A 21,061-nucleotide genomic window follows, 5' to 3' on the forward strand; every position below is an offset into this window, starting at 1 on the left:
GAGCAGGCTTGCTGGCGACGGCGTTCTTTCAGACGACAGCGATGTCGACCATCAGATCGCATCGCCAGCAAGTCGGCTCCTACAGGGGTTTGCGGTGTTTTCAGGAACGTCGCTTACCACAAGGCCTTGGTATAAGTGAGCAATATCCGGGTCTCGTCGGCGTCCCGGCTGAACGACGAACGGTACGTCGCATTGCGCAACCGCAATGCCAGGTTCTTGAACGCCCCACTCTGGATCATATAACGCACCTCGGTGTTGCGCTCCCACTCCTGACCCCTGCCTGAAACACCCGGCATTTGGGCATGGTCGCCAGAAATATAGCGGCTCATGAAGGTCAATCCGGGAATGCCCATCGACTCGAAATCGTAATCGTAACGCGCTTGCCAGGAGCGCTCCTTCGCCTCGGCAAAATCGCCGATCTGGGCAAAGTTCACCAGGTACGCGTCACTGCCTTCTATGTAGGGAAAGGCGCTGGCCCCCGACATACGCTGGTAACCCAGGCTGACCTTGTGCCCACCCTGTCCGTAGCCGAACATGCCATTGAGCGCCTGGTTGTCGATTTTTCCACCTCGGGCAGCGCCTTGGTCCTCACTCGCAAAAAACCGCAGATCGGCGCTCAACGTACCGGACGCCAGGGGTCGGCTGGCAATCAACCCGAGAAAATGCTGCCGGTAGACATCGCTCAACCCGGCGTAGTGATAGCTGAACTTGAGATCATCACCCAGCTTGCGGTCAAAACCGGCAAGGTGCAGTCGGCCGCCCGGGGCGTTACGGGTAAACCGGTTGTTCTTGTTGTTCAGGGCGATGTCTTCATAACTCGTATCATTGCGCCCCTTCACTTTGTCCAATTGGGCCGCGGTCACCACCAGATCAGGAAACTCCCGGGAAGTCAGCATCAAGCCCTCGAACGACTGCGGCAGAATCATGCCATCGTTGGGCCGTAGCGTAGGCAACGAAGGGATCAGCGCCCCGGCCTTCAGCTCGGTCGCGGAAACTTTCAGCTTGGCCGTCAGCCCCAGCTTGCCGTACTGCGCCGCAGCACGCCCATCAGAGCGGACCGGCAGCAGGCCACTCCCCGCCCGCTCGGGACTGGAGTCCAGGCGGATGCCCAGCATACCCAACGCGTCCACACCGAAACCCACCACTCCCGGGGTGTAGCCCGACTCCAGCTTCAGCATCAGGCCTTGCGCCCATTCGTCGCGCCTGGATTGCAAACTGGAAGGACCATCACGGAAGTCGCGATTGAAATACACATTGCGCGTTTCGAAAGAGGCATGGGAGTCGCCGAAGAAATCCGCGCGAGCCCAGGCACTGAACCCCGTCAGGGCCACCGCGCCAGCCAGGACCGGCAGGCCCTTGGCGCTTGCGGCATGGATGAAGACGCTCACGGCAGCAACTCCTTCAGACGGTCACCGAAGAGCGTCAGGGCAACCCCAAGCAAAACCACGCTGGCACCGACGATTTTCAAGGTCGCGGCAGGCCGCACCGCACTGCCGAGCCAGCCGAAATGGTCAATCGCCACCGAGGACAGCAACTGGCCGGCGATCACCAGGACCAGCAGGTTCGCCAAACCGATGCGCGGCGCCAGCCAGACCGTGCAGAAAATCGCCCCGGCACCGAGCACCCCGCCCACCAATCGCCAGCCCGGCTGGCTCGGAATCACATTGAGGGAATCGCCCAAGCCACCGCGAAAGAAAGCAAGGACACCCAGCACCAGCATGCCGGTGAAGAAGGAATAGAAAGCGGCCGCCAGGGTATTGCCTGTCATGGCCCCAGCCAGTTGGCTGTTGACCGCCGCTTGCAGCGCTATCGCGATGCCGGCCAGGAAGGCCAGCGCAAAGGACATCAGGAACATGACGGCCACCTCCATCAGTGGGAATGCAGGGGAGAAAAATCTTCCGCAAAAGGATCCGGGGTGTAACCGGCGGCCGCGAACAGGTACTCACGGGACTCTTCGGTTGCCAGTTCCAGTTGCGGGCGATCCACCCCCAGCACCACACCAGCCTGCTTGCGAATCCGCCCGGCGATGATCACGGTGTCGATATCGCCGCGCTCCGCGGCATGGACCACCGTGCCCAGCGCATTGTTGGACGGATAGAGGCTGAGGTTGTCGGTGCGGATCATCACGATGTCCGCCTGCTTGCCCGGTGTAAGACTGCCGATGCGCGAGTCGAGTCCGGCGCACGCCGCACCGTCGAGAGTCGCGGCCTTGAGCAATTGCCGGGTACTCACCAGATCGGGCACGGAAGACTTGCCGTGAAAACGTGCGCTATGAGCCGCGGCGCGTTGCAGATAGAAAGCCACGCGCATTTCACCGAACATGTCGCCGCCGTAGGAGCTTTCGTTATCGACGCTCAGGCCCGGGTTCATCCCGTGGTCGACAGCCTTCTGCCAGGCGAACACCCCGTCCTCAAGACCGTAGTGCGCGTCGGAACGCGGGCAGACATTGACCTTCACCCCGGCGTTGCGCAGGATCGACCAGCCGTGGTCCGGCAGGCAGGTGCAGTGGTTGAAGATATTGTCCGGACCCAGCAGGCCCTCTTCGTGCAGCGCTTCAAGTTCACTGGCCATACCGGCACCGAAGAACTCGGTAACGATATTCAGGCCCAGCTCGCGGGCCACCGCCCATTGCTCGCGGTCGATCTGCGACATCATTGCCAGGGTCACCAGCGAGTCGTCACCGCTTGCATACTTGCCCTTCAAGCGACGCAGGTCACCGGGCCACTGGGCCGAGTCCCATTCGCCGGACAATGGCGCACCCGGCGCATGCACCGCGCGGATGCCAGCGTCCTGCAGGGCTTCGATGGCTGCATCGGAGTGCGCGCCACTACGGGCATTGTGAGAGTTGTCGATGATGGTGGTGATGCCGGCATTGATGCAGCCCAGGGCGGTCAGCATGTTGCCCACGTACATGTCCTGGGGCCGGTAGTACTTGGCGAAGGAAAAGTGCGTGGCGTTGCAATAGTCTTCCAGGGACGGAGAGTCCGGGTTGATGCGCCGCAACTGGCCTTCCCAGGCATGGCGATGGGTGTCGACCATCCCGGGAATGACGATCATGCCCTTGGCGTCAATGATATCGGCCCCCTCGGCGCTGAGGTTGACGCCGACTTCGACGATCTCGGTGCCACGGATCAAAACGTCACCCTCGACGAAGTTACCCAGTTGATCATCCAGGGTGACGACCATTCCGCCCTTGAGTAGCAGAAGGCGATGTTGATCGGGCAAAGGCGCGAGGGCTGAGTTCAGCAGGTCAAAATGAGCGGGGAATGACATGACAGTTCCTTCGGTGGCACGGGCAGGATCGCCGATTGAGCGCATTGTCCGACCCGCACCTTTTATTTAGAATACGGAACTTTCTTCAAGCATTATGAAGGAGCGCATATATAATGCGCGATCAGGAATTCGCCAACCTCAAGGCCTTTTTCGCGGTGGCCCAGGCGCGCAATTTTTCCCGTGCGGCCCAGTCGCTCGGCGTCTCGGCATCCGCCCTGAGCCAGACCATCAAGGGCCTGGAAGAACGCCTGGGGGTGCGCTTGCTGAACCGGACGACCCGCAGCGTGTCGACCACGGAAGCCGGTGCCCGCCTGTTCGAACGTCTGCGCAGCGTTTTCGCCGACCTGGAGTCAGCACTGGAGGCGCTCAACGAATACCGCGACACCCCCATCGGCACGCTGCGTATCAGTGCTCCGCAAGTGGCGATGCTGCACTTTATCCAGCCGATCCTGCCGGCCTTCCAGGCCGCCTACCCGGACATCCAGCTCGAACTGACCACCGACGACAGCACCACCGACATCGTCGCCCAAGGCCATGATGCGGCCATCCGCCTGGGGGAATTCATCGAGCAGGACATGGTCGCCCTCAGGCTCAGCGAGCCGCTGACCCAGATTGCCGTGGCCTCGCCCAAATACTTGCAGCTCCGCGGCCGCCCCCAGACGCCGGTGGAATTGCTGCAACACAGTTGTGTGAACTGGCGCCGCGCCGGTGAGTCCGGGCTGTACAAGTGGCGTTTTTTCAACAACGGCACGCCGTTCGAACTCAGCGTCAAGGGCTCCCTGGTGGTGAGCGATTGTGCCGTGGCGCTGCAATCGGCGGTCGATGGCCTGGGTATCACCGTGTGGATTCGCGAGTGGCTCAAGACCGAACTGGACAGCGGCGCGCTGGTGCCGCTGCTGGAGGAATGGTCGACGCCCTTCCCCAGCTTCTACCTGTACTACCCGAGCAACCGGCAGATGTCTTCGGCGCTGCAGGTATTCATCGCCGCCTTGCGCCAGCAGCACTGAACCCGAGCGGAACGGATCAGGCGGTTTGCAGCACCTGCGTTTCGGAAGGCGTCCGGTAGAGCAGCGACTTCACCACGATCACCAGCAAGGACAACGCCGCGAACAGCAAGCCACAGGCGATCGTACCCGGCAGGCCATAGGCATTGATGAACAGGCCACCGACCCAGGCGCCGATGGCAATCCCCGCATTGGCCGCCGACACATACAGGCTGGTGGCGAACGAATGGGCTTCAGGGGCGGCACTGGTCAACCACATCTGGGTGATGACCATGCCACTGGTATGAATCGCCCCCCAGACGAACACGATCGGCAGCATCGACCAAAGCGAAGCGCTGCCGAAGCAGTAGAGCATCCCGTAGGCCAGGCTCAGCAGGATCGGAAACAGCAGCACAGTCCTGACCAGGTGACGGGCCAGCGCCCTGCCCGCCAGCATATTCCCCAGCACCCCACCGACGCCGAAGACCACCAGCAGCAGGCTGATGGTCTCTCCCCCAAGGCCGGTCTGGCTTTTCAGGTACTCGGCGGCATAGCTGTAGACCGCGAACTTGGTGGTGAACACCAGCAGCGTACCGATGATCGCCAACCACACTGGCGGTTTGCGCAGGATCGACAGCTGACTGGCGAAACTTTCCGGCGCGGCGACCTGGCGCGGCAACCGCAGCCACAAGCCCAGTCCCGCCAGGAAGGTGGCCACGGCGCAGAACAGGATCGAAGTCTCATAGGAAAAACGTCCGGCCACCCAGGCGGTAATCGGGATGCCGAACACCAGGCCGAGGGTCGTGCCGATAAAGGCCACGGTGCTCGCATGGGCGGCGCGCGCCCTGGGATAGAGCGAAATAGCCGCTGCGAACGCCGCCGAAAAGAACACCGGATGCAGCATCGCCGGCACGATGCGCAGGGCCATCAGCGTCGAGTAGTTCGGCGCATAGGCCGACAAGACACTGCACAGGGAAAAGCACAAGAGCGCCCCGACCAGCACCTTCTTGCGCTCGAAGCGGGAAAACACCAGCACCAGGAACGGGCCGCAAGCCGCCACGATAAACGCGAACAGGCTCATCAGCAGGCCGGCCTGGGCCACCGTCACGCCGAAGCGTTCGACGATCAGCGGCAGGATGCCGACCACGCCCAGTTCCAGGGTATAGAGGCCGAACAGCCCGAGCATGATAAAGGGCATGACGCTCATGGGTTTGATCGAACGAGTCATTTCGATGCCAGCGCAAAGTCGATCACGACCTTGCCGAACGCGCCACGGTTCAGGTGCGCGAACGCCTCGGGGACTTGCGCGAAGGCGTAGGTGGCATCGATCACCGGCTTGATCCCGTGGTGATCGATCATCCGTACCAGATCTTCCAGCGCACGACGCGGCCCTACCGCCACCGCAACAATCGACGCGCGGCTGCCCAGCAGCGGCATGATCGGAGTGCGTAACTCATCGGACTCCAGCAGGCCGATAATGGAAACCCGGCCACCGGGGACCACCGCTTGCAGGGAGCGCCCCAGGTTGTCGCCACCGGCCATTTCCAGTACATGATCGGCGCCGCGACCGTCGGTCAGCTCCAGCACTGCCGTTTGCCATTCAGGCGTGGTGGTGCGATTGATGCCATGGCTGGCACCGAGCTTGAGCGCCTCGGTGATCTTCGCGTCACTGCTGCTGGTGACAATCACCTTCGCGCCACTGGCAGCTGCCAACTGCACGGCGAACAACGAAACACCGCCGGTGCCCTGGACCACCACGGTCTGCCCGGCATGCAAGTGCCCCAACTCGATCAGCGCCATCCAGGCGGTCAAAGCGGCGATGGGCAGCGTGCTGGCCTCCACCGGGGTCAGGTTTTTCGGCGCGCGGACACACCACTCGGCCGGCGTCGTGACGTACTGCGCGAGCATCCCTTGAATCGGCCCGCCCTGGGTCGGCATTTCGGCCCAGGTCTTTGGATTACCATCGATCCAGTTGGTAATGTAGGTGGAGATGACACGCTCGCCTACACTGAAACGAGTGACGCCCTCTCCCACCGCGACAACGGTCCCGGCCATATCGGAGGCCGGGGTGAACGGAAAGGCCAGGGCCGCCGTCATGCCATTCTCGACCACTTGGGTATCACGGTAGTTGAGCGACACTGCTTCGATTTTGACCAGGATTTCCCCGGCTTTCGGGACAGGACGCGGCATAGCAGCCAGCTCCAGGTTATCCAGGCCGAACGAGGAAATTTCCCAGCGGTTCATGACTTCGGACATGACAGTGATCTCGGTTGATGAGCGATATGGTGATCATAAGAGCCCTCAAGACTTCGATTAAGTGGGTACAAGATCCGCTATCTGCGGAGGTTTTATTCCGCAATAAGGTTAGGATAGCTAGCCGGCCGCCCCGCAATCAGGTCTGTGCGACAGAGCAAAAAAGCAGGATTCAAGGTCGATGGTCGAGAGTGAAAAATGGATAGCTTGAGCAGCTTGAATGTCTTCGTATCCGTGGCGCAGACCCGTAGTTTTGTCGCCACCGGCCGCCTGCTGGGGGTATCCGCCTCGGCCATCGGCAAGAGCATCGTGCGGCTGGAGGAACGCTTCGGCGTGCGCCTGTTCAACCGCAGCACGCGCAGCGTCACCCTGACCGAGGAAGGCTCGCGTTTCCTCGAACGCAGCCTGCGCATCCTGGCCGAAATCGAAGCCGCCGAGGCCGAGTTCTCGCAGACCACGACGGCCCCCAGCGGACGCCTGAAGATCAGCCTGCCGCTGGTCGACGAGCCCTTTCTGCCGGTCCTGGCCCAGTTCAAGAAAGCCTATCCGGCCATCGACCTGGACCTGACCTTCGACGATCGCCGGGTCGATGTCATCGAAGAAGGCTACGACGCGGTGATTCGCAGCGGCGAAGTCCCCGACTCCAGCCTGACCTCCCGCCATATCGGCACGTATCAAATGATCCTGGTGGGCTCGCCGGACTATTTCGAAAAATACGGTGTACCCCAGTCGCCCATCGACCTGATACGGCACAGCTGTATTCAATTTCGCTTCCCCAACACCGGCAAGTTGCAGGTCTGGCCATTGACCCGCGAAGCCCAGGACATCGATCTGCAACTGCCCACCTCGATGGTCTGCAACAATCTGGAAGCGCGCATCGTGTTCGCCGTGCAGGGGATCGGCATCGCCTACCTGCCGGACTTCGCCATCCGCGAATGGCTGGAGCGCGGGAAGCTGGTCAAGGTCCTTGAGGACTGTTCCGAGTCCGGCGTCTACCGGCTGATGTGGCCTTCCGGCAAATACCCGTCGCTGAAGCTGCGGGTGTTCATCGACTTCCTGAAGGCCCATCTGTTTCCCGAACAACGCCCGTAGTTTCCGGCGCCTGCCCAGTATCGATCACGCTGATATCCGCTATTGGCAAGGATCCGTTCTATTGCAGGCGATGCCGTTCGTAAAATGGCGCCACTGCCTCACTACCGTCAGGTGAGGGGGATGTCTTTCCGGAGACCGCCATGAAATACCTTCTGTTTGTCCTGCTATCGCTGTTCAGCCTGGTTGCCACCGCCCAAGGCGATGCGACCGCTGCTCCCCAAGGCCAGGGTGCAACCGCCAGCGCCAACGCCGAACCCTATGACTATTCCGAAGACCTCGACATGGCCAAGGCCGTGCGCGCCGACAGCGCCGCCGCGTCCGATTGTGGTCCGGTACAGGGGCACGTGATCTACGTCGACGGCCAGGGCGTGCGCCACGAAATGAACTTTATCCGCCTGGGCAACGCCTGCCAGCACGGCTGATCACCCTCCCCTTTTGGGAACCGGCTTGCTGGCGATGACGGCCGGATAGTCGACGCAGGGTTTGCGGGCCTCATCGCCGGCAAGCCGGCTCCCACACGGTTCGGTACTGCTCTCAAGATCCCATGCCCCCGTGTGCCCCCCATCCAGCCCGAACCTTCCCTCTGCCCACCTCCCCCCTCGCCTGAAAATACTTGCAAGGAGTGACTTGCAAATTGAAAGTCGCCTGTCTATATTACGAACATAATATGACGTACGTAATCATTAATACGCTCCGAGGCCCCAACCATGAAAAGGACAAGCCTGGCTCACCTGCACTGTCCCGTGGCACGCAGCCTTGAACAGGTCGGCCAGTGGTGGAACATCCTGATCCTGCGGGATGCCTTCTACGGTCTCAGCCGTTTCGATCAGTTCCAGGAAAGCCTAGGGATCGCCCCCAGTATCCTCACCCGTCGTCTCAATGACCTGGTGGAAAGCGGCTTGCTCGAACGCCAGGCCTACAACGATGCCCCGCCGCGCTTCGACTACCTGTTGACCGATCGTGGCCGGGACTTCAGACCGGTGCTGCTGACCTTGATGGACTGGGGTAACAAGCACCTCTCACCCGAAGGTCCTGCGACTCAACTGGTCGACGACGCCAGCGGCGAACTCGTCGAACTGGCCCTGATCGACAGTCGCTCCGGGCAGGCCATCAGTCGGCGCCACAAGGTCGTGGCCGGCCCGGCTGCCGACGAGCCCATGCGTCGACGCTTTGAAAAACGCCGCCAACTGGCGGCGCTGCAAACCCCTGACATCGCTCACCCCCTCCCTGCCAACCGGTAACTCCGTCATGACCAACCTGTCCTCGGCCGCTGCCCCTGAACTGGCCGTTCAGAAAAAACCGGTGCTGCTCAAGCGCCTCCTGCTGCTGACGGTGGTCACTGGCGCAGTGGTCTTCGCCGGTTTCTACGGCCTGCACTGGTGGACGGTCGGGCGCTTTATCGAAAGCACCGACGACGCCTATATCGGCGCCGACGTGACGGTGATCGGGCCGAAAGTGCCGGGTTATATCGCCGAGCTCAAAGTCACCGACAACCAGTTCGTCCACGCTGGCGACCTGCTGGTGAAGATCGATGACCGCGACTACGTCGCCGCCCTGCAAAAGGCCGAAGGCGCGGTGGCGGCCCAACAGGCGCAGTTGGCCAACCTCGACGCCACCGAGCAGTTGCAACACGCGGTGATCAGCCAGGCCCGGGCCGGTATCGATGCGGCCAATGCGGAAACGGTGCGTTCGCGTAACGACCATGCCCGTTATGAAAGTCTGGTAGGCCGCTCGGCGGTGTCGGTGGAAAGCGCCCAACGGGTCGACGCCACCTTCAAGACCGCCCAGGCCAATGGCGCCAAGGCGCAAGCCACATTGTTGGCCAACCAGCGCCAGGTGGACGTGATCGAAACCCAGAAGCTGCAAGCCAAGGCCGCGCTGATGCAAGCGGTCGCCGAACGCGACATGGCCCGCCTGAACCTTTCCTACACCGAACTGCGAGCGCCGGTGGACGGCGTGCTCGGACAACTGCGCCCAGGGCTCTCGGTCACCGCCGAGGTGGATACCCTGCACACGGCCAATGGCGTTGTTATTCGCCCCGCTGACGAAGAAACCGCTCGCCAGCTGGTCAGCACGCCATGAGTACTCGCGCCCCGGCCAAGCCTTTCGACGCGGCGTCGATGAGCACCTCGGTCAAGGTGTTCGCCTTCGCCACCCTCTGCGTGGGCATGTTTATCGCCCTGCTGGATATCCAGATCGTCTCCGCTTCGTTGCGCGATATCGGCGGCGGACTGTCGGCCGGCACCGATGAAACCGCCTGGGTGCAGACCAGCTACCTGATCGCCGAAATCATCGTGATACCACTGTCGGGCTGGTTGTCGCGGGTGTTTTCCACGCGCTGGCTGTTCTGTGCCTCGGCGGTGGGGTTCACCCTGGCCAGCCTGCTCTGCGGCGCGGCCTGGAACATCCAGAGCATGATCGCGTTTCGCGCCTTGCAGGGCTTCCTCGGCGGCTCGATGATCCCCCTGGTGTTTACCTCGGCGTTCATGTTCTTCAGCGGCAAGCAGCGCGTTATCGCCGCCTCGACCATCGGCGCCATCGCCTCCCTGGCACCGACCCTGGGCCCTGTGATCGGCGGCTGGATCACCGATATTTCTTCCTGGCACTGGTTGTTCTACATCAACCTGGTGCCCGGCGTGTTCGTCGCCGTGGTGGTGCCGATGCTGGTGCGGATCGACGAACCCGATCTGCGCCTGATCAAGGGCGCCGACTACCTGAGCATGCTGCTGATGGCAGTGTTTCTCGGCTGCCTGGAATACACCCTGGAAGAAGGCCCGCGCTGGAACTGGTTCAGTGACAGCACCATCCTCGCGACGGCATGGATTTCCGGCCTGGCGGGACTGGCCTTTGTCAGCCGCAGCCTGATGGTGGCCAATCCGGTGGTTGACCTGCGCGCCCTCAAGGAACGCAATTTCGCCCTGGGTTGCTTCTTCTCCTTCGTCACCGGTATCGGGCTGTTCGCGACCATTTACCTGACCCCACTGTTTCTCGGCCGGGTGCGTGGCTACAGCGCTCTGGACATCGGCCTGGCAGTGTTCTCCACCGGCCTGTTCCAGCTGGCGGCGATTCCGCTGTACGCATTTTTTGCCAACCGGGTCGACCTGCGCTGGCTGATGATGGTCGGGTTGGGCCTGTTTGCCGTGTCGATGTGGGACTTCTCGCCGCTGACCCATGACTGGGGCGGCAAGGAGCTGATGTTACCCCAGGCACTGCGGGGCATGGCCCAGCAATTCGCCGTGCCACCCACCGTGACCCTGACCCTCGGCGCCCTGGCACCGTCGCGACTGAAACAGGCTTCGGGCCTGTTCAACCTGATGCGCAACCTCGGCGGCGCCATTGGTATCGCGGCTTGCGCGACGATTCTCAATGATCGGACCAACCTGCATTTCAACCGGCTGGCCGAGCATCTGAACAGCACCAACGAAGCGTTGAACCAGTGGATGGCCACGGTCGGCAGCAACTTCGCGGCCCTCGGCCAGAGCGGCAGCGAAGGCACCACCGCCAGCCTGCAGCAACTCTGGCAACTGGCCTATCGTGAGGCGCAGACCCAGAGTTATGCCGATACCTTCCTGGTGATCATGGTCTGTTTCATCATCGCCACGGCCCTGGTTCCACTGATGCATAAAGTGAAACCACCGCCTGCGGCGGCAGCGTCGCCCGACGCACATTGAGGATACACCGGCCGTTACGGGCTCTCGCTCAAGGAAGACCACAGATTGATCTGAGGAGGAGCAGACAGCAGTTGCCCCAGGTGCGCCATATCGCCGCGTGCCTCGCGCCAGGCGATATAAGCGTGGAACGCGGCTTCGTTCTCCCATTGTTCGACGAAGAAGATCGCCTGGCTGTCCTGATGCTGACGCAGTACCCGCACGGACAAGGCGCCAGCCGCCGAAGACGTGCCACGGGTCAGCTCAGGCAGGCCCTCGATGAACGCCTCCATGAACTCAGGTTTTATGTTCATCAGCAATGTGACGGTGACGGCGCTAGTCATGAGCATTTTCCTGAAGAAGGTGGACCGATAGTGCCAAACCGGGACCGGCTATCGATACGACATAAAGGCCGCAAACCCGGCCACTTTCGCGGAGCATCCGCATCACCGGCCAAGTCCTTCGACAAAGCGCTGGATAGCCCCGGCAACCTCATCCGCCGACTCCAGCGGCGACAGATGCCCGGTACCCGCCAGTTCACACAGAGTGGCCTGGGGAATTCGCGAGAGGACTTCTGCTCGCAATACCTCGACCGGATCGACCCGGTCCAGCTCACCGGCAATCACCAGGGTCGGCACCTCGATACCCGTCACGTCAGCAGTGATGTCCTCTTTGCTGGTCTCACAAGGCCAGGCGGCCTTGGCTTGCGGTGCGCCACGCAGACTGTCCTCGATCACCTGCTCGAGATGCTTCGGGCTCAAGGGTTTGGCGGTCAGCATATGTTCGAGGGCCATCGCCACCGACTCACGTGACTCATAAGCCTTCTCCATCGCGGCTTGCACCTCTACCGGGAGCCGCAGCGGTCCCGGCGGCGAAGGCGCCACCAGCACCAGCCCGACCAGACCGACCGGGCGCCGCGAGGCGAACAGCTGCGCGATCTTGCCCCCCATCGAATGGCCGATCAGCACGTAGCGGCTCAGGTTCAACGCAGCAATCACCGCCAGGGTATCTTCGACAAAATCAGCCAGGGCATAGCCGCTGGCCGGTGCCTGGGAGTCGCCCCAGCCGCGATGGTCATGGGCAACGCTGCGGTAATCACTCGGCAGCGCCGCGCGCACATCGTCCCAAGTGCGTGACGAACCGCCCCAGTAGTGCAGGAACACCAGGGCTGGCGAGCTGGCGCCACGGTCGCTGACTTCAAGTTGAACACCGTTGGAAACTACTTTCATGTCGATCTCCAGAGACTGAATGTCTGGAGGCGATCGTAGATCAGCGCAAATAAAGCGATAATCCCCTACCTTCTATCATCAGCTAATCACCAGACTATCGACTGGAGCACGTTATGGACCGTTTCATGAGCCTCAAGGTGTTCAGCGCCGCCGTCGAAGCTGGCAGCCTGGTGGCCGCAGGCCGGCGTTTCGGGCTTTCCGCTTCAATGGCCGGCAAGTACCTGAGTGCCCTGGAGGCCGAGTTGAATGTGCGGCTGATCCAGCGCAGTACCCGCAGCCTGAGCCTGACCGAGGCCGGTCGGGCCTACCATGCTCGTTGCCAGCGTATTCTCGAAGCCCTTGAAGAAGCCGACCGCGAAGCCAGCGATACCCAGCATGCCCTGCGCGGGAAATTGCGCATTTGCGCGCCGGTGACCTTCGGCTCCCTGCACATGGCACAACCGCTGGCGCGTTTCATGGCCGAGCACCCGCAGCTCGATACCGAGATCGTGCTCGATGATCGTTATGTGGACTTGCATACCGCCGGTATCGACATCGCCATCCGAATCGGCCGCCTGCCGGATTCGGAATTGATTGCCCGAGCGCTGGCCCCATGCCGCATGGTGCTCTGCGCGGCCCCTGCATTTCTGCAAAGGGAAGGTGTACCGTCGCGCCCCGAGGACCTGCGTGACAGTCCACGCCTGGCCTTCAGCGAAGCCGTCTCCAGCGGCGCCTGGACCTTGAGCGACGCACAACAGCAACCCCATCTGATCGAAGGGCCGGTGCGCATGTACGCCAATAACATGCACATGCTGCTGGCGGCGGCCCTGGCCGGACTCGGGATCGCCTACGGCCCGACCTTTGTGTTCGGGCAAGCACTGGCCGCCGGCGATCTGGTGAGGATACTGCCCGATTTCAGCGTCCCCGATCTGACCATACAGGCCGTCTACCCGACGGCCCGATACGTGCCGTCCAAGGTCCGTCAATTTATCGACTATATGGCCGCTGAATTCGAAGGTTTACCGGCCTGGGATCGTTTCTGAAGCCGGGCGAGGCGCAAGCGCCCCGCCCGGTCTTCGACTCAGAAAGCAAAACACGAACAACCAAAGGCCCCCCAGAACCCCTGGAAGTCACTGACCGGCACACTCGACATCCGCGCCCGCTCATGACCGTGGGCATGCACCCCGCAAGGACCGCTGCACTGGTGCACCTGGGCCTGCAAGGACGAGTTAGGCCGCCAGTGTCCCGGCACCTTGACCACCGGCGACCAATCTGGAGTCACCGGCAACGTGGCGGGTGCAAGCTTGTCGAAATCACCCGCCGCGTGCACCACCTTGCCGTCGACCACCGTCAACACCGATTCGATCCACTTGATGGCTTCGGCGTCGACGCTGAAATAGTCCGCCGACAAGGCCACCAGGTCCGCCAGTTGCCCGACCTTGATCTGGCCTTTCTTGCCCTGCTCCGAGGAAAACCAGGCACTGCCATGGGTGTACAGCTCCAGCGCGGTTTCCCGTGGCAACCCCTCGGGATAGAGCTCGAGCCCACCGACGGTGCGACCACTGACCATCCAGTACAGCGAGGTCCACGGGTTGTAGCTCGACACCCGCGTGGCATCGGTACCCGCGCCCACCGGCACGCCTTCGGCCAGCATGCGCTTGATCGGCGGCGTGGCCTCGGCGGCCTTGGCGCCGTAACGTTCGACGAAGTATTCGCCCTGGAAGGCCATGCGGTCCTGAATGGCGATGCCACCGCCCAGCGCCCGCACCCGCTCGATGTTTTTCGGCGTAATGGTTTCACAGTGATCGAAAAACCACGGCAGGCCATTGAACGGGATATCCCGATTGACCTTCTCGAAGACATCCAGCATCCGCGAAATGGATTCGTCATAGGTGGCGTGCAGGCGGAACGGCCAGCGCTGCTCCACCAGATGGCGGACCACCGGTTCCAGTTCCTGTTCCATGGTCTGCGGCAGGTCGGGACGCGGTTCGAGGAAGTCCTCGAAATCCGCCGCCGAGAACACCAGCATCTCCCCGGCCCCGTTGTGCCGCAGGAAATCGTCGCCCTGGCCGTAGGTCACCTTGCTGGTCCAGTTCTTGAAGTCCGCCAGTTCTTCCTTGGGCTTCTGGGTAAACAGGTTGTAGGCGATCCGTACGGTCAATTGCTGCTTGGCCGCCAGTTCGTTGATGACTTCGTAGTCGTCCGGGTAGTTCTGGAAGCCGCCGCCGGCATCGATGGCACTGGTGACGCCCAGGCGGTTGAGTTCACGCATGAACTGGCGAGTCGAGTTGACCTGATACTCCAGGGGCAGCTTCGGCCCCTTGGCCAGGGTCGAGTAGAGAATCATCGCGTTGGGCCGGGCAATCAGCATGCCGGTCGGCTCGCCCTTGGCATCGCGGACAATCTCGCCACCCGGCGGGTTCGGCGTGTCGCGGTTGTAGCCGACCACCCGCAGTGCCGCCCGGTTGAGCAAGGCGCGGTCATACAGGTGCAGGACAAACACCGGGGTGTCCGGCGCCGCCTTGTTCAGTTCTTCCAGGGTCGGCATGCGCTTTTCGGCGAACTGGAATTCGTTCCAGCCGCCTACCACCCGCACCCATTGCGGCGCGGGGGTACGCTCGGCCTGTTCCTTGAGCAGGCGCAACGCATCCACCAACGAGGGCACGCCTTCCCAGCGCAGCTCGAGGTTGTAGTTCAGGCCACCACGGATCAGGTGCAGGTGCGAGTCGTTGAGGCCGGGAATGACGGTGCGGCCCTTGAGGTCGATCACCTGGGTGGCGCTGCCGCGCAAGGCCATGGCCTCACCGTCGTTGCCCACGGCGATAAAGCGCCCGTCCTTGATCGCCACCGCCGTGGCCTTGGGTTGGGCGCGGTCGACAGTGTGCAGGCGGCCGTTGTGCAGAATCAGGTCAGCGATCACATTGCTCATATCAGTTCTCCTTGCTTGACGGAATGTAACGGTCAGCGAAATCAGTGGCTGGCCGGTTGCAGCCAGCGGCTGAACAGGCGGGTCACACGGGGCATGAACACATAGACCACCAACAACACGATGCTCAGGGTGATCAGCACATTGGCTTGCACATAGCCACCCAACCAGGGCAGCAGTGTGAACAGCGGGCGCCACAACATCGGTACGACAAAACTCAGCGGCAGGATCACCAGGAAGGTCACGCAAGCCTGCTTCCAACGCGGCACCGGACTGGGCGAACCGACTTCGGCCGGGGTGAACCAGAACTCGCGGTCGGCGTTGATTTCGGTCTGATCGCCGTCGGCCAGCATGGGCTGGGCCTCCGCCACCAGCTCACGTCGGTCATTGGAGTCCAGCCAGCGTTGCAGTTGTTCGGTAGAGGCGAAACGCAGCACGCTGGTAAACAACGTTTGCCCGTGGCTATGCCCACGCACCACATCGACACCGAGGTGCCCCGGATAACTGCGCGCCATGGTGACGATGCGGCGCAGCCAGGTTTCATAGGCCTGGTCCTGGCCTTTCTTGATCCGGTGGCGGACCAACAGGGTCACCACACCGTCCAGCAATTCGATATTCATGGACGGAGGCTCCGCAGGCGGGTGAACGCGGTGAGGCGCGGGTCCAGTGCAAGGGCCCCGGAGCCGCCGATCAGCAACGCGGCGAAGACGATCAATAGCAGCCAGGCAAATTGCCCTTCGGCCAGGCTCCACTCCGGATGCACCCACACCAGTGAAACCAGCAGCAGGAACAGCACCGGCAGCGTGGCCAGGCGGGTCAGCAGGCCAAGGATGATCAGCAACGGGCACAACACCTCGGCGAAAATTGCCAGGCTCAGGGTCAGGTGCGCGCCCAGGCCGAAAGGGTCTTCGATCAATGTCAGTTGATGCTGGAAGTCCAGCAGCTTGGGCAAGCCATGGACCCGTAACAACAAGGCCGAACCGGCCAGGCGTAACCAGAGCAGTGCCCAGTCAGCCGAAGTGCGAGAGGACAACAAGGGGCGAGTGACCATATCGGGTCTCCCTGTGAAAGCTCGAGGCAATGGGGTGTCGGGCACGCCCCGCGCGCCCGACTCACTTCACGACTTGGCTTGGCGTTGCGGCGCGTTGTGCACCATGGTGTAGGCGTAATCCACACCCATGCCGTAGGCGCCGCTGTGCTCGCGCACCAGGTCCATCACCGCGTCGTAGGTTTCCTTGTGCGCCCAGTCACGCTGGAATTCCAGCAGTACCTGCTGCCAGGTCACCGGGACGGCGCCGGCTTGAATCATCCGCTGCACGGACATGTCATGGGCTTCCTGGGTGGTACCACCGGATGCGTCGGTGACGATGTACACCTCATAACCTTCAGCCAGGGCTTCCAGGGCCGGGAAGTTCAGGCACACCTCGGTCCACAGTGCCGCCATGATCAGTTTCTTGCGACCGGTGGCCTTCACCGCCTCGACGAATTTCTTGTCTTCCCAGGAGTTCATCGAGGTGCGCTCGATGGGCTGCTGGTCCGGGTGCACTGCCAGCAGTTCCGGCCAGATGTAGCCGCTGAAGCTCTTGGTTTCCACCGAGGTGAAGATCGTCGGGACATTGAAGATCTTCGCCGCCTTGGCCAGGCCCACGGTGTTGTTCTTCAGGGTCTGGCGATCGATCGATTGCACACCGAAGGACATCTGCGGCTGGTGGTCGATCAGGATCAGGGTGGAGTTGGTTGGGTTCAGCAGTTCACGAATAGACATGGCGCGTTCCTTTTGATGTCGAGTAGTGGTGCGTTCGTTTTGTCAGGCGGGCCTGGCGCGCTCCGCTGGGAGGACTGTGCTGCCTGGCTTGGATGTCACTTTAGGCGCCTGAACAAATCGAGACAATTACCCTAAATCGAGAATCATTGATTCTATAAAAGGGACAATTGAGTCTTGCCTGCCATCTGCGCGCATGGACTATAGTTGATACAACAAGCTGTATGTTTATACAGATAATGATTGCCCGAACGCTCGACACTGAGCATGCTGTGCAACTTCAAGACCCCGCGATGAAATGAGAGTGGTTATGCGGTTGTTCCTCTGTGAAAAGCCCTCCCAGGCCAAGGATATTGCCGCCGTGCTCGGTGCGACCCGCCGTGGCGACGGCTGCTGGGTGGGGCCGAATGCCACTGTCACCTGGTGCATCGGCCATCTGCTGGAAACCGCCCCGCCGGATGCCTACGACGCCCGCTACAAACGCTGGGTGCTGGCCGACCTGCCGATCGTTCCGGAAAAATGGAAGATGCAGGTCAAACCCAAGACCGCCAGTCAGTACAAGGCGGTCAAACGCCTGCTGGGCGAGGCCGATGAGCTGGTGATTGCCACCGACGCCGACCGTGAAGGGGAAATGATCGCCCGTGAGCTGGTCGAACATTGTCGCTATCGCGGGCCGATCCAGCGGCTCTGGCTGTCGGCACTGGACGATGCCTCGATCCGCAAGGCGCTGGCGGCGCTCAAGCCCGGCGGCGAGACCTTCTCGCTTTATCACTCGGCCCTGGGCCGCTCGCGGGCCGACTGGCTGATCGGCATGAACATGAGCCGCCTGTTCACCCTGCTCGGCCGCCAGTCCGGTTATCAGGGTGTGTTACCGGTGGGGCGGGTACAGACACCAACCCTGCGCCTGGTCGTGGACCGCGATCGCAGCATCGCCGACTTCGTGCCGGTGGCTTACTGGGCGATCGACGTGCACCTGCTGCACGACGGCCAGCCCTTTATCGCACAGTGGCGAGCGCCGCAGGACGCCTGTGACGATCAGGACCGTTGCCTCAACCAGACCCTCGCCCAACAGGCGGCCGCAGACATGAGCGCGGCGTCCAGCGCCAGGGTGGTGAAGCTCAAGACCGAGCGGATTCGCGAGGCTGCACCCCTGCCCTTCGACCTTGGCACCTTGCAGGAAGTCTGTTCGAAAAGGCTTGGGCTGGGCGCCCAGGAGACACTGGATATTGCCCAGGCGTTGTACGAAACCCACAAGGTCATCACCTACCCGCGCAGCGATTGCGGCTTTCTGCCCCTGAGTCAGCATGGCGACGCCGGCCGGGTATTGGCGGCGCTGGAACGGGCTGATCCGAGCCTGGGCAAACTGGCGCCCTATCTCGATCCGACGCGCCGTTCGCGAGCCTGGAACGATGCCAAGGTCACCGCCCACCACGGCATTATCCCGACGGGCACGGGCGCCAGCCTGGAACGTTTGCAGGGCAAGCCGCGCGCCGTCTACAGCCTGATTCGCGCCCGTTACCTGGCGCAGTTCCTGCCCAATCACGAATACGACCGGACCCAGGCCGATTTCGACTGTGCGGCGCAGGCATTGCGAGCCGTGGGCAAACAGATCGTCGAGCCGGGCTGGAAACGCGCCCTGCCTGAAGCCCTGGCGCCGGCCAAGGGCCGCGAAGCCCCCGAGCCTCAGGCCTTGCCGGCGTTGCGCGAAGGCACCGAGTGCGCGGTGAGCCGGATCGACCTCAAGGACCTCTGGACCCAACCGCCAAAACCTTTCACCGAGGGCGACCTGATCAAGGCGATGAAAAACGTCGCCAAGTATGTGGAAGACCCGCGCCTCAAACAGAAACTCAAGGACACCACCGGTATCGGCACTGAAGCGACCCGCGCCGGCATCATCCAGGGCCTGCTCGATCGCAGTTACCTGGTCAAGCACGGCAAAAGCCTGTCGGCGACCCCGGCGGCCTTCAGCCTGATCGATGCGGTCCCCCGGGCGATTGCCGACCCGGGCACCACGGCGATCTGGGAACAGGCGCTGGACATGGTGCAAAGCGGCGAGATGAGCCTGGAAGAGTTTGTCGCCAAGCAGGCGGCCTGGATGAGCAAGCAGGTGGGCCGCTGTGTCGAGTTGAAGTTGCAGATCACGATGCCGGCCGGGATGGCGGCACAAGGGGCGGCGCCCTGGAAGAAGAAGCGCAAGGCGGCGGGAACCAAGACAGGCAGGACCCGACGGACGCCGAAGTCAGCGGCCAGTTCCTGACTGATCGAGCGTTCCCACGCCGGGGCATGGGAACGATCAAAGCAGGGCTCAAGCGAGGGTCATTGCTGCTGTCGTCACTTCACCTTTCTGCTCAGGTCATCGACGTTGCGTTTCAGACTTTCCAGATCGCGCTGCTGGTCACTGACATCGCGCTTGAGACTGGACAACTCGCTGGAGCTCGAACTGGAGCTTGAGCCTGAACTGCGCTTGAGATCGTCCACCTGGCTGGCCAGCTTTTCGATAGTGCGATCCTGATCGCTGACACTGCGCTTGAGGCCGGAAAGATCGCTGCTGTTCGAACTGGAGCTGGAGCTGGCACCACTGTTGCGCTTGAGCTCCTCGATGACACGTGCCTGATCATTGATGATCTTCTTCAGGCTCTCCAGTTCGTCGGCATTGTGCTTCTGCTGGCTTTGCATCTTTTGCAGATCATCCACCGTGAAGTCGGTGCTGCGCAGCGAATGCCCGGAACCCGTACCGCCATGGGTCGCAGCGAGATGATCAAAACCCGAGGCACTGAGGCTATCGACCTCTACCGCAGCCTGAGCAGGAAGCACCATGCCACCCAACAGAAGTACCAACAAGCCGGTGGCGGGAATCGTGAACGAGGGTTTGAAACGAGCGAGCATCACTGGGCGTCCTTGTGAAGTGCCGAGATGGCACATAGCTATGATTCACTTTTCCAGAAGTGGTTCCCCGCCCGCGCCCCCAAGAGCCGATGAATTTCAGCCCCGCGCCTGGCTGCCATACACCGCGAAGGAGAACGCCAGGTACGCCGCCAGGGTCGAGGTCATGTCACCGACGTCAGTGGTTGGATTGACCTCGGTAATGGCCATCGCCGCACAGTGCGGGGCGAGCAACTCGACCATCTCCAGTGCTTCGGCGGAACTGATACCGCCCGGCTCGTGAGCACCGGCACCAGGCGCGAAGGCCGGATCGATGGCATCGATGTCGAACGACAGGAACAGATGATCGGCCCCCTTGACCCGCTCGAGAATCCGCTCGACCGTAGCCTGCGGACCAAGCCGCAGGACTTCCCGCGCACTCAGGTGGATCAGGTCGTTGTCATGCTTGAAGCGACCCGAAGCGGGAAAGTTGAAGTGCCGCTCGCAGACCTGGATGCAGTCCAGCGCATGGATCTGTTCCAGCTCCAAGGCCCGACGCATGCCGCTCGATTGACTGAAGCGACCTTGCTTGACGCTGTCATCCATCAGGTCCAGGTGCGCGTCGAAATGGATCACGCCGATACGCCCTTCCAGTGCCTGGCAGACACCCTGGGCCACGGGGAACAACAGGCTGTCGTCGCCGCCGATGACCACCGGCACCCGGCCGGCCTCGATCGATTGGCACACCGCCTGGCTGGTGGCGAGGAAGGTCTTCTGGGTGTCATGGGGGACCACCGCGACATCACCACGATCCACCAGCAGATGCTCGCCGACCTCCATGAAGCTGTCGGTCTCCAGGCAATAGACCTTGCCGTCCTGGATCCGCATATTGATCCACTTGGCGCTTTCCCGCACCCGCGCCGGGGCGAAGCGCGAGCCCGGCCAGCCCAGGGTCGACTCCCCGTCGAAAGGGACGCCCAGCAGATCGAATTGACGCTTGTCGCGAGTACTCATGGCAGATGTCTCCGGATAGTTGGACAAAGAGGGGAACGACC

20 protein-coding genes and 1 pseudogene are annotated in these 21,061 nt (G+C 62.2%); 8 read left to right on the forward strand and 13 right to left on the reverse strand.

Going from position 1 to position 21,061, the window contains the following annotated elements; all coding sequences use genetic code 11:
* Window positions 1-113: 113 nt before the first annotated feature.
* From CWE01_RS26670 to CWE01_RS26680, 3 genes are read right to left on the reverse strand one after another with little or no spacing between them, the layout of a single operon-like run.
* Window positions 114-1,388, reverse strand: a complete 1,275-nt coding sequence (locus CWE01_RS26670; protein ID WP_100943545.1) for an OprD family porin — start codon at window positions 1,386-1,388, stop codon at window positions 114-116.
* Entirely contained in the window at window positions 1,385-1,855 is a 471-nt protein-coding gene (locus CWE01_RS26675) for a DMT family transporter (RefSeq protein WP_100943586.1), read from the reverse strand. Before CWE01_RS26675 ends, CWE01_RS26670 begins: the two co-directional genes overlap by 4 nt.
* Before the next feature lie 14 nt (window positions 1,856-1,869).
* Window positions 1,870-3,273, reverse strand: a complete 1,404-nt coding sequence (locus CWE01_RS26680) for an amidohydrolase family protein (RefSeq protein WP_100943546.1) — start codon at window positions 3,271-3,273, stop codon at window positions 1,870-1,872.
* Window positions 3,274-3,386: 113 nt separating this feature from the next.
* Between CWE01_RS26680 and CWE01_RS26685 the strand changes: the two genes are divergently transcribed.
* The gene (locus CWE01_RS26685; RefSeq protein ID WP_100943547.1) at window positions 3,387-4,280 is read left to right on the forward strand and encodes a LysR family transcriptional regulator; all 894 of its coding nucleotides are present in this window, start codon (window positions 3,387-3,389) and stop codon (window positions 4,278-4,280) included.
* Window positions 4,281-4,296: 16 nt separating this feature from the next.
* Here the strand turns inward: CWE01_RS26685 and CWE01_RS26690 are convergent, their stop codons facing one another.
* The gene (locus CWE01_RS26690; protein ID WP_100943548.1) at window positions 4,297-5,484 is read right to left on the reverse strand and encodes an MFS transporter; all 1,188 of its coding nucleotides are present in this window, start codon (window positions 5,482-5,484) and stop codon (window positions 4,297-4,299) included.
* Window positions 5,481-6,512, reverse strand: coding sequence for an NAD(P)-dependent alcohol dehydrogenase (locus CWE01_RS26695; protein ID WP_100943549.1), 1,032 nt, complete (start codon window positions 6,510-6,512; stop codon window positions 5,481-5,483). Before CWE01_RS26695 ends, CWE01_RS26690 begins: the two co-directional genes overlap by 4 nt.
* A 195-nt stretch (window positions 6,513-6,707) precedes the next feature.
* Between CWE01_RS26695 and CWE01_RS26700 the strand changes: the two genes are divergently transcribed.
* From CWE01_RS26700 to CWE01_RS26720, 5 genes and pseudogenes are all read left to right on the forward strand, one after another.
* Window positions 6,708-7,601, forward strand: coding sequence for a LysR family transcriptional regulator (locus CWE01_RS26700; protein WP_100943550.1), 894 nt, complete (start codon window positions 6,708-6,710; stop codon window positions 7,599-7,601).
* A 140-nt stretch (window positions 7,602-7,741) separates the two neighbouring features.
* Window positions 7,742-8,023, forward strand: coding sequence for a DUF2790 domain-containing protein (locus CWE01_RS26705; protein ID WP_100943551.1), 282 nt, complete (start codon window positions 7,742-7,744; stop codon window positions 8,021-8,023).
* 285 nt (window positions 8,024-8,308) lie between these two features.
* Window positions 8,309-8,842 (forward strand): helix-turn-helix domain-containing protein, encoded by a 534-nt coding sequence (locus CWE01_RS26710; RefSeq protein WP_100943552.1) that lies wholly within the window; start codon window positions 8,309-8,311, stop codon window positions 8,840-8,842.
* Window positions 8,843-8,849: 7 nt separating this feature from the next.
* Window positions 8,850-9,599, forward strand: a pseudogene (locus tag CWE01_RS26715) (HlyD family secretion protein); the annotation flags it as partial.
* 80 nt (window positions 9,600-9,679) lie between these two features.
* Window positions 9,680-11,272, forward strand: coding sequence for a DHA2 family efflux MFS transporter permease subunit (locus CWE01_RS26720; RefSeq protein ID WP_100943554.1), 1,593 nt, complete (start codon window positions 9,680-9,682; stop codon window positions 11,270-11,272).
* Between the two features lie 14 nt (window positions 11,273-11,286).
* On the opposite strand, the gene CWE01_RS26725 is transcribed toward CWE01_RS26720, so the two are convergent.
* Window positions 11,287-11,592, reverse strand: a complete 306-nt coding sequence (locus CWE01_RS26725; RefSeq protein WP_157815281.1) for a putative quinol monooxygenase — start codon at window positions 11,590-11,592, stop codon at window positions 11,287-11,289.
* A gap of 102 nt (window positions 11,593-11,694) precedes the next feature.
* Window positions 11,695-12,477 carry an alpha/beta fold hydrolase gene (locus CWE01_RS26730; protein ID WP_100943556.1) on the reverse strand — a complete coding sequence of 261 codons (783 nt, stop codon included), beginning with the start codon at window positions 12,475-12,477 and terminating at the stop codon, window positions 11,695-11,697.
* 113 nt (window positions 12,478-12,590) lie between these two features.
* Here CWE01_RS26730 and CWE01_RS26735 point away from each other — a divergent pair, with 113 nt between their 5' ends.
* On the forward strand, window positions 12,591-13,499 hold the full coding sequence (locus CWE01_RS26735; RefSeq protein WP_100943557.1) for a LysR family transcriptional regulator: 909 nt from the start codon (window positions 12,591-12,593) through the stop codon (window positions 13,497-13,499).
* A 38-nt stretch (window positions 13,500-13,537) separates the two neighbouring features.
* On the opposite strand, the gene CWE01_RS26740 is transcribed toward CWE01_RS26735, so the two are convergent.
* The 4 genes from CWE01_RS26740 to CWE01_RS26755 form a co-directional block, all read right to left on the reverse strand.
* Window positions 13,538-15,376 carry an amidohydrolase gene (locus CWE01_RS26740; RefSeq protein WP_100943587.1) on the reverse strand — a complete coding sequence of 613 codons (1,839 nt, stop codon included), beginning with the start codon at window positions 15,374-15,376 and terminating at the stop codon, window positions 13,538-13,540.
* Between the two features lie 50 nt (window positions 15,377-15,426).
* Window positions 15,427-16,002: an antibiotic biosynthesis monooxygenase gene (locus tag CWE01_RS26745; RefSeq protein ID WP_100943558.1), complete on the reverse strand. Its 576-nt coding sequence runs from the start codon at window positions 16,000-16,002 to the stop codon at window positions 15,427-15,429.
* Window positions 15,999-16,433 carry a DoxX family protein gene (locus tag CWE01_RS26750; RefSeq protein ID WP_100943559.1) on the reverse strand — a complete coding sequence of 145 codons (435 nt, stop codon included), beginning with the start codon at window positions 16,431-16,433 and terminating at the stop codon, window positions 15,999-16,001. The genes CWE01_RS26745 and CWE01_RS26750 overlap by 4 nt, the downstream gene beginning before the upstream one ends.
* A gap of 66 nt (window positions 16,434-16,499) precedes the next feature.
* Window positions 16,500-17,147 carry a hydrolase gene (locus tag CWE01_RS26755; RefSeq protein ID WP_100943560.1) on the reverse strand — a complete coding sequence of 216 codons (648 nt, stop codon included), beginning with the start codon at window positions 17,145-17,147 and terminating at the stop codon, window positions 16,500-16,502.
* A 307-nt stretch (window positions 17,148-17,454) separates the two neighbouring features.
* On the opposite strand from CWE01_RS26755, the gene CWE01_RS26760 reads away from it, so the two are divergent.
* Window positions 17,455-19,401 (forward strand): DNA topoisomerase III, encoded by a 1,947-nt coding sequence (locus tag CWE01_RS26760; RefSeq protein ID WP_100943561.1) that lies wholly within the window; start codon window positions 17,455-17,457, stop codon window positions 19,399-19,401.
* A gap of 74 nt (window positions 19,402-19,475) precedes the next feature.
* On the opposite strand, the gene CWE01_RS26765 is transcribed toward CWE01_RS26760, so the two are convergent.
* Window positions 19,476-20,030 carry a hypothetical protein gene (locus CWE01_RS26765; RefSeq protein WP_100943562.1) on the reverse strand — a complete coding sequence of 185 codons (555 nt, stop codon included), beginning with the start codon at window positions 20,028-20,030 and terminating at the stop codon, window positions 19,476-19,478.
* A 96-nt stretch (window positions 20,031-20,126) separates the two neighbouring features.
* Complete coding sequence (locus CWE01_RS26770; protein ID WP_100943563.1) at window positions 20,127-21,020, reverse strand: agmatinase family protein; 894 nt, start codon at window positions 21,018-21,020, stop codon at window positions 20,127-20,129.
* Window positions 21,021-21,061: the final 41 nt, after the last annotated feature.

Source organism: Pseudomonas sp. QS1027 (genome assembly GCF_002814235.1).
GTDB lineage: Bacteria > Pseudomonadota > Gammaproteobacteria > Pseudomonadales > Pseudomonadaceae > Aquipseudomonas.

Coding starts and splice junctions, on each gene's coding strand:
- CWE01_RS26705 (WP_100943551.1), top strand. CDS start 7,742: ATGAAATACCTTCTGTTTGTCCTGCTATCGCTGTTCAGCCTGGTTGCC.
- CWE01_RS26690 (WP_100943548.1), bottom strand. CDS start 5,484: ATGACTCGTTCGATCAAACCCATGAGCGTCATGCCCTTTATCATGCTC.
- CWE01_RS26710 (WP_100943552.1), top strand. CDS start 8,309: ATGAAAAGGACAAGCCTGGCTCACCTGCACTGTCCCGTGGCACGCAGC.
- CWE01_RS26745 (WP_100943558.1), bottom strand. CDS start 16,002: ATGAATATCGAATTGCTGGACGGTGTGGTGACCCTGTTGGTCCGCCAC.
- CWE01_RS26750 (WP_100943559.1), bottom strand. CDS start 16,433: ATGGTCACTCGCCCCTTGTTGTCCTCTCGCACTTCGGCTGACTGGGCA.
- CWE01_RS26725 (WP_157815281.1), bottom strand. CDS start 11,592: ATGACTAGCGCCGTCACCGTCACATTGCTGATGAACATAAAACCTGAG.
- CWE01_RS26675 (WP_100943586.1), bottom strand. CDS start 1,855: ATGTTCCTGATGTCCTTTGCGCTGGCCTTCCTGGCCGGCATCGCGATA.
- CWE01_RS26700 (WP_100943550.1), top strand. CDS start 6,708: ATGGATAGCTTGAGCAGCTTGAATGTCTTCGTATCCGTGGCGCAGACC.
- CWE01_RS26695 (WP_100943549.1), bottom strand. CDS start 6,512: ATGTCCGAAGTCATGAACCGCTGGGAAATTTCCTCGTTCGGCCTGGAT.
- CWE01_RS26770 (WP_100943563.1), bottom strand. CDS start 21,020: ATGAGTACTCGCGACAAGCGTCAATTCGATCTGCTGGGCGTCCCTTTC.
- CWE01_RS26680 (WP_100943546.1), bottom strand. CDS start 3,273: ATGTCATTCCCCGCTCATTTTGACCTGCTGAACTCAGCCCTCGCGCCT.
- CWE01_RS26735 (WP_100943557.1), top strand. CDS start 12,591: ATGGACCGTTTCATGAGCCTCAAGGTGTTCAGCGCCGCCGTCGAAGCT.
- CWE01_RS26730 (WP_100943556.1), bottom strand. CDS start 12,477: ATGAAAGTAGTTTCCAACGGTGTTCAACTTGAAGTCAGCGACCGTGGC.
- CWE01_RS26765 (WP_100943562.1), bottom strand. CDS start 20,030: ATGCTCGCTCGTTTCAAACCCTCGTTCACGATTCCCGCCACCGGCTTG.
- CWE01_RS26755 (WP_100943560.1), bottom strand. CDS start 17,147: ATGTCTATTCGTGAACTGCTGAACCCAACCAACTCCACCCTGATCCTG.
- CWE01_RS26685 (WP_100943547.1), top strand. CDS start 3,387: ATGCGCGATCAGGAATTCGCCAACCTCAAGGCCTTTTTCGCGGTGGCC.
- CWE01_RS26760 (WP_100943561.1), top strand. CDS start 17,455: ATGCGGTTGTTCCTCTGTGAAAAGCCCTCCCAGGCCAAGGATATTGCC.
- CWE01_RS26720 (WP_100943554.1), top strand. CDS start 9,680: ATGAGTACTCGCGCCCCGGCCAAGCCTTTCGACGCGGCGTCGATGAGC.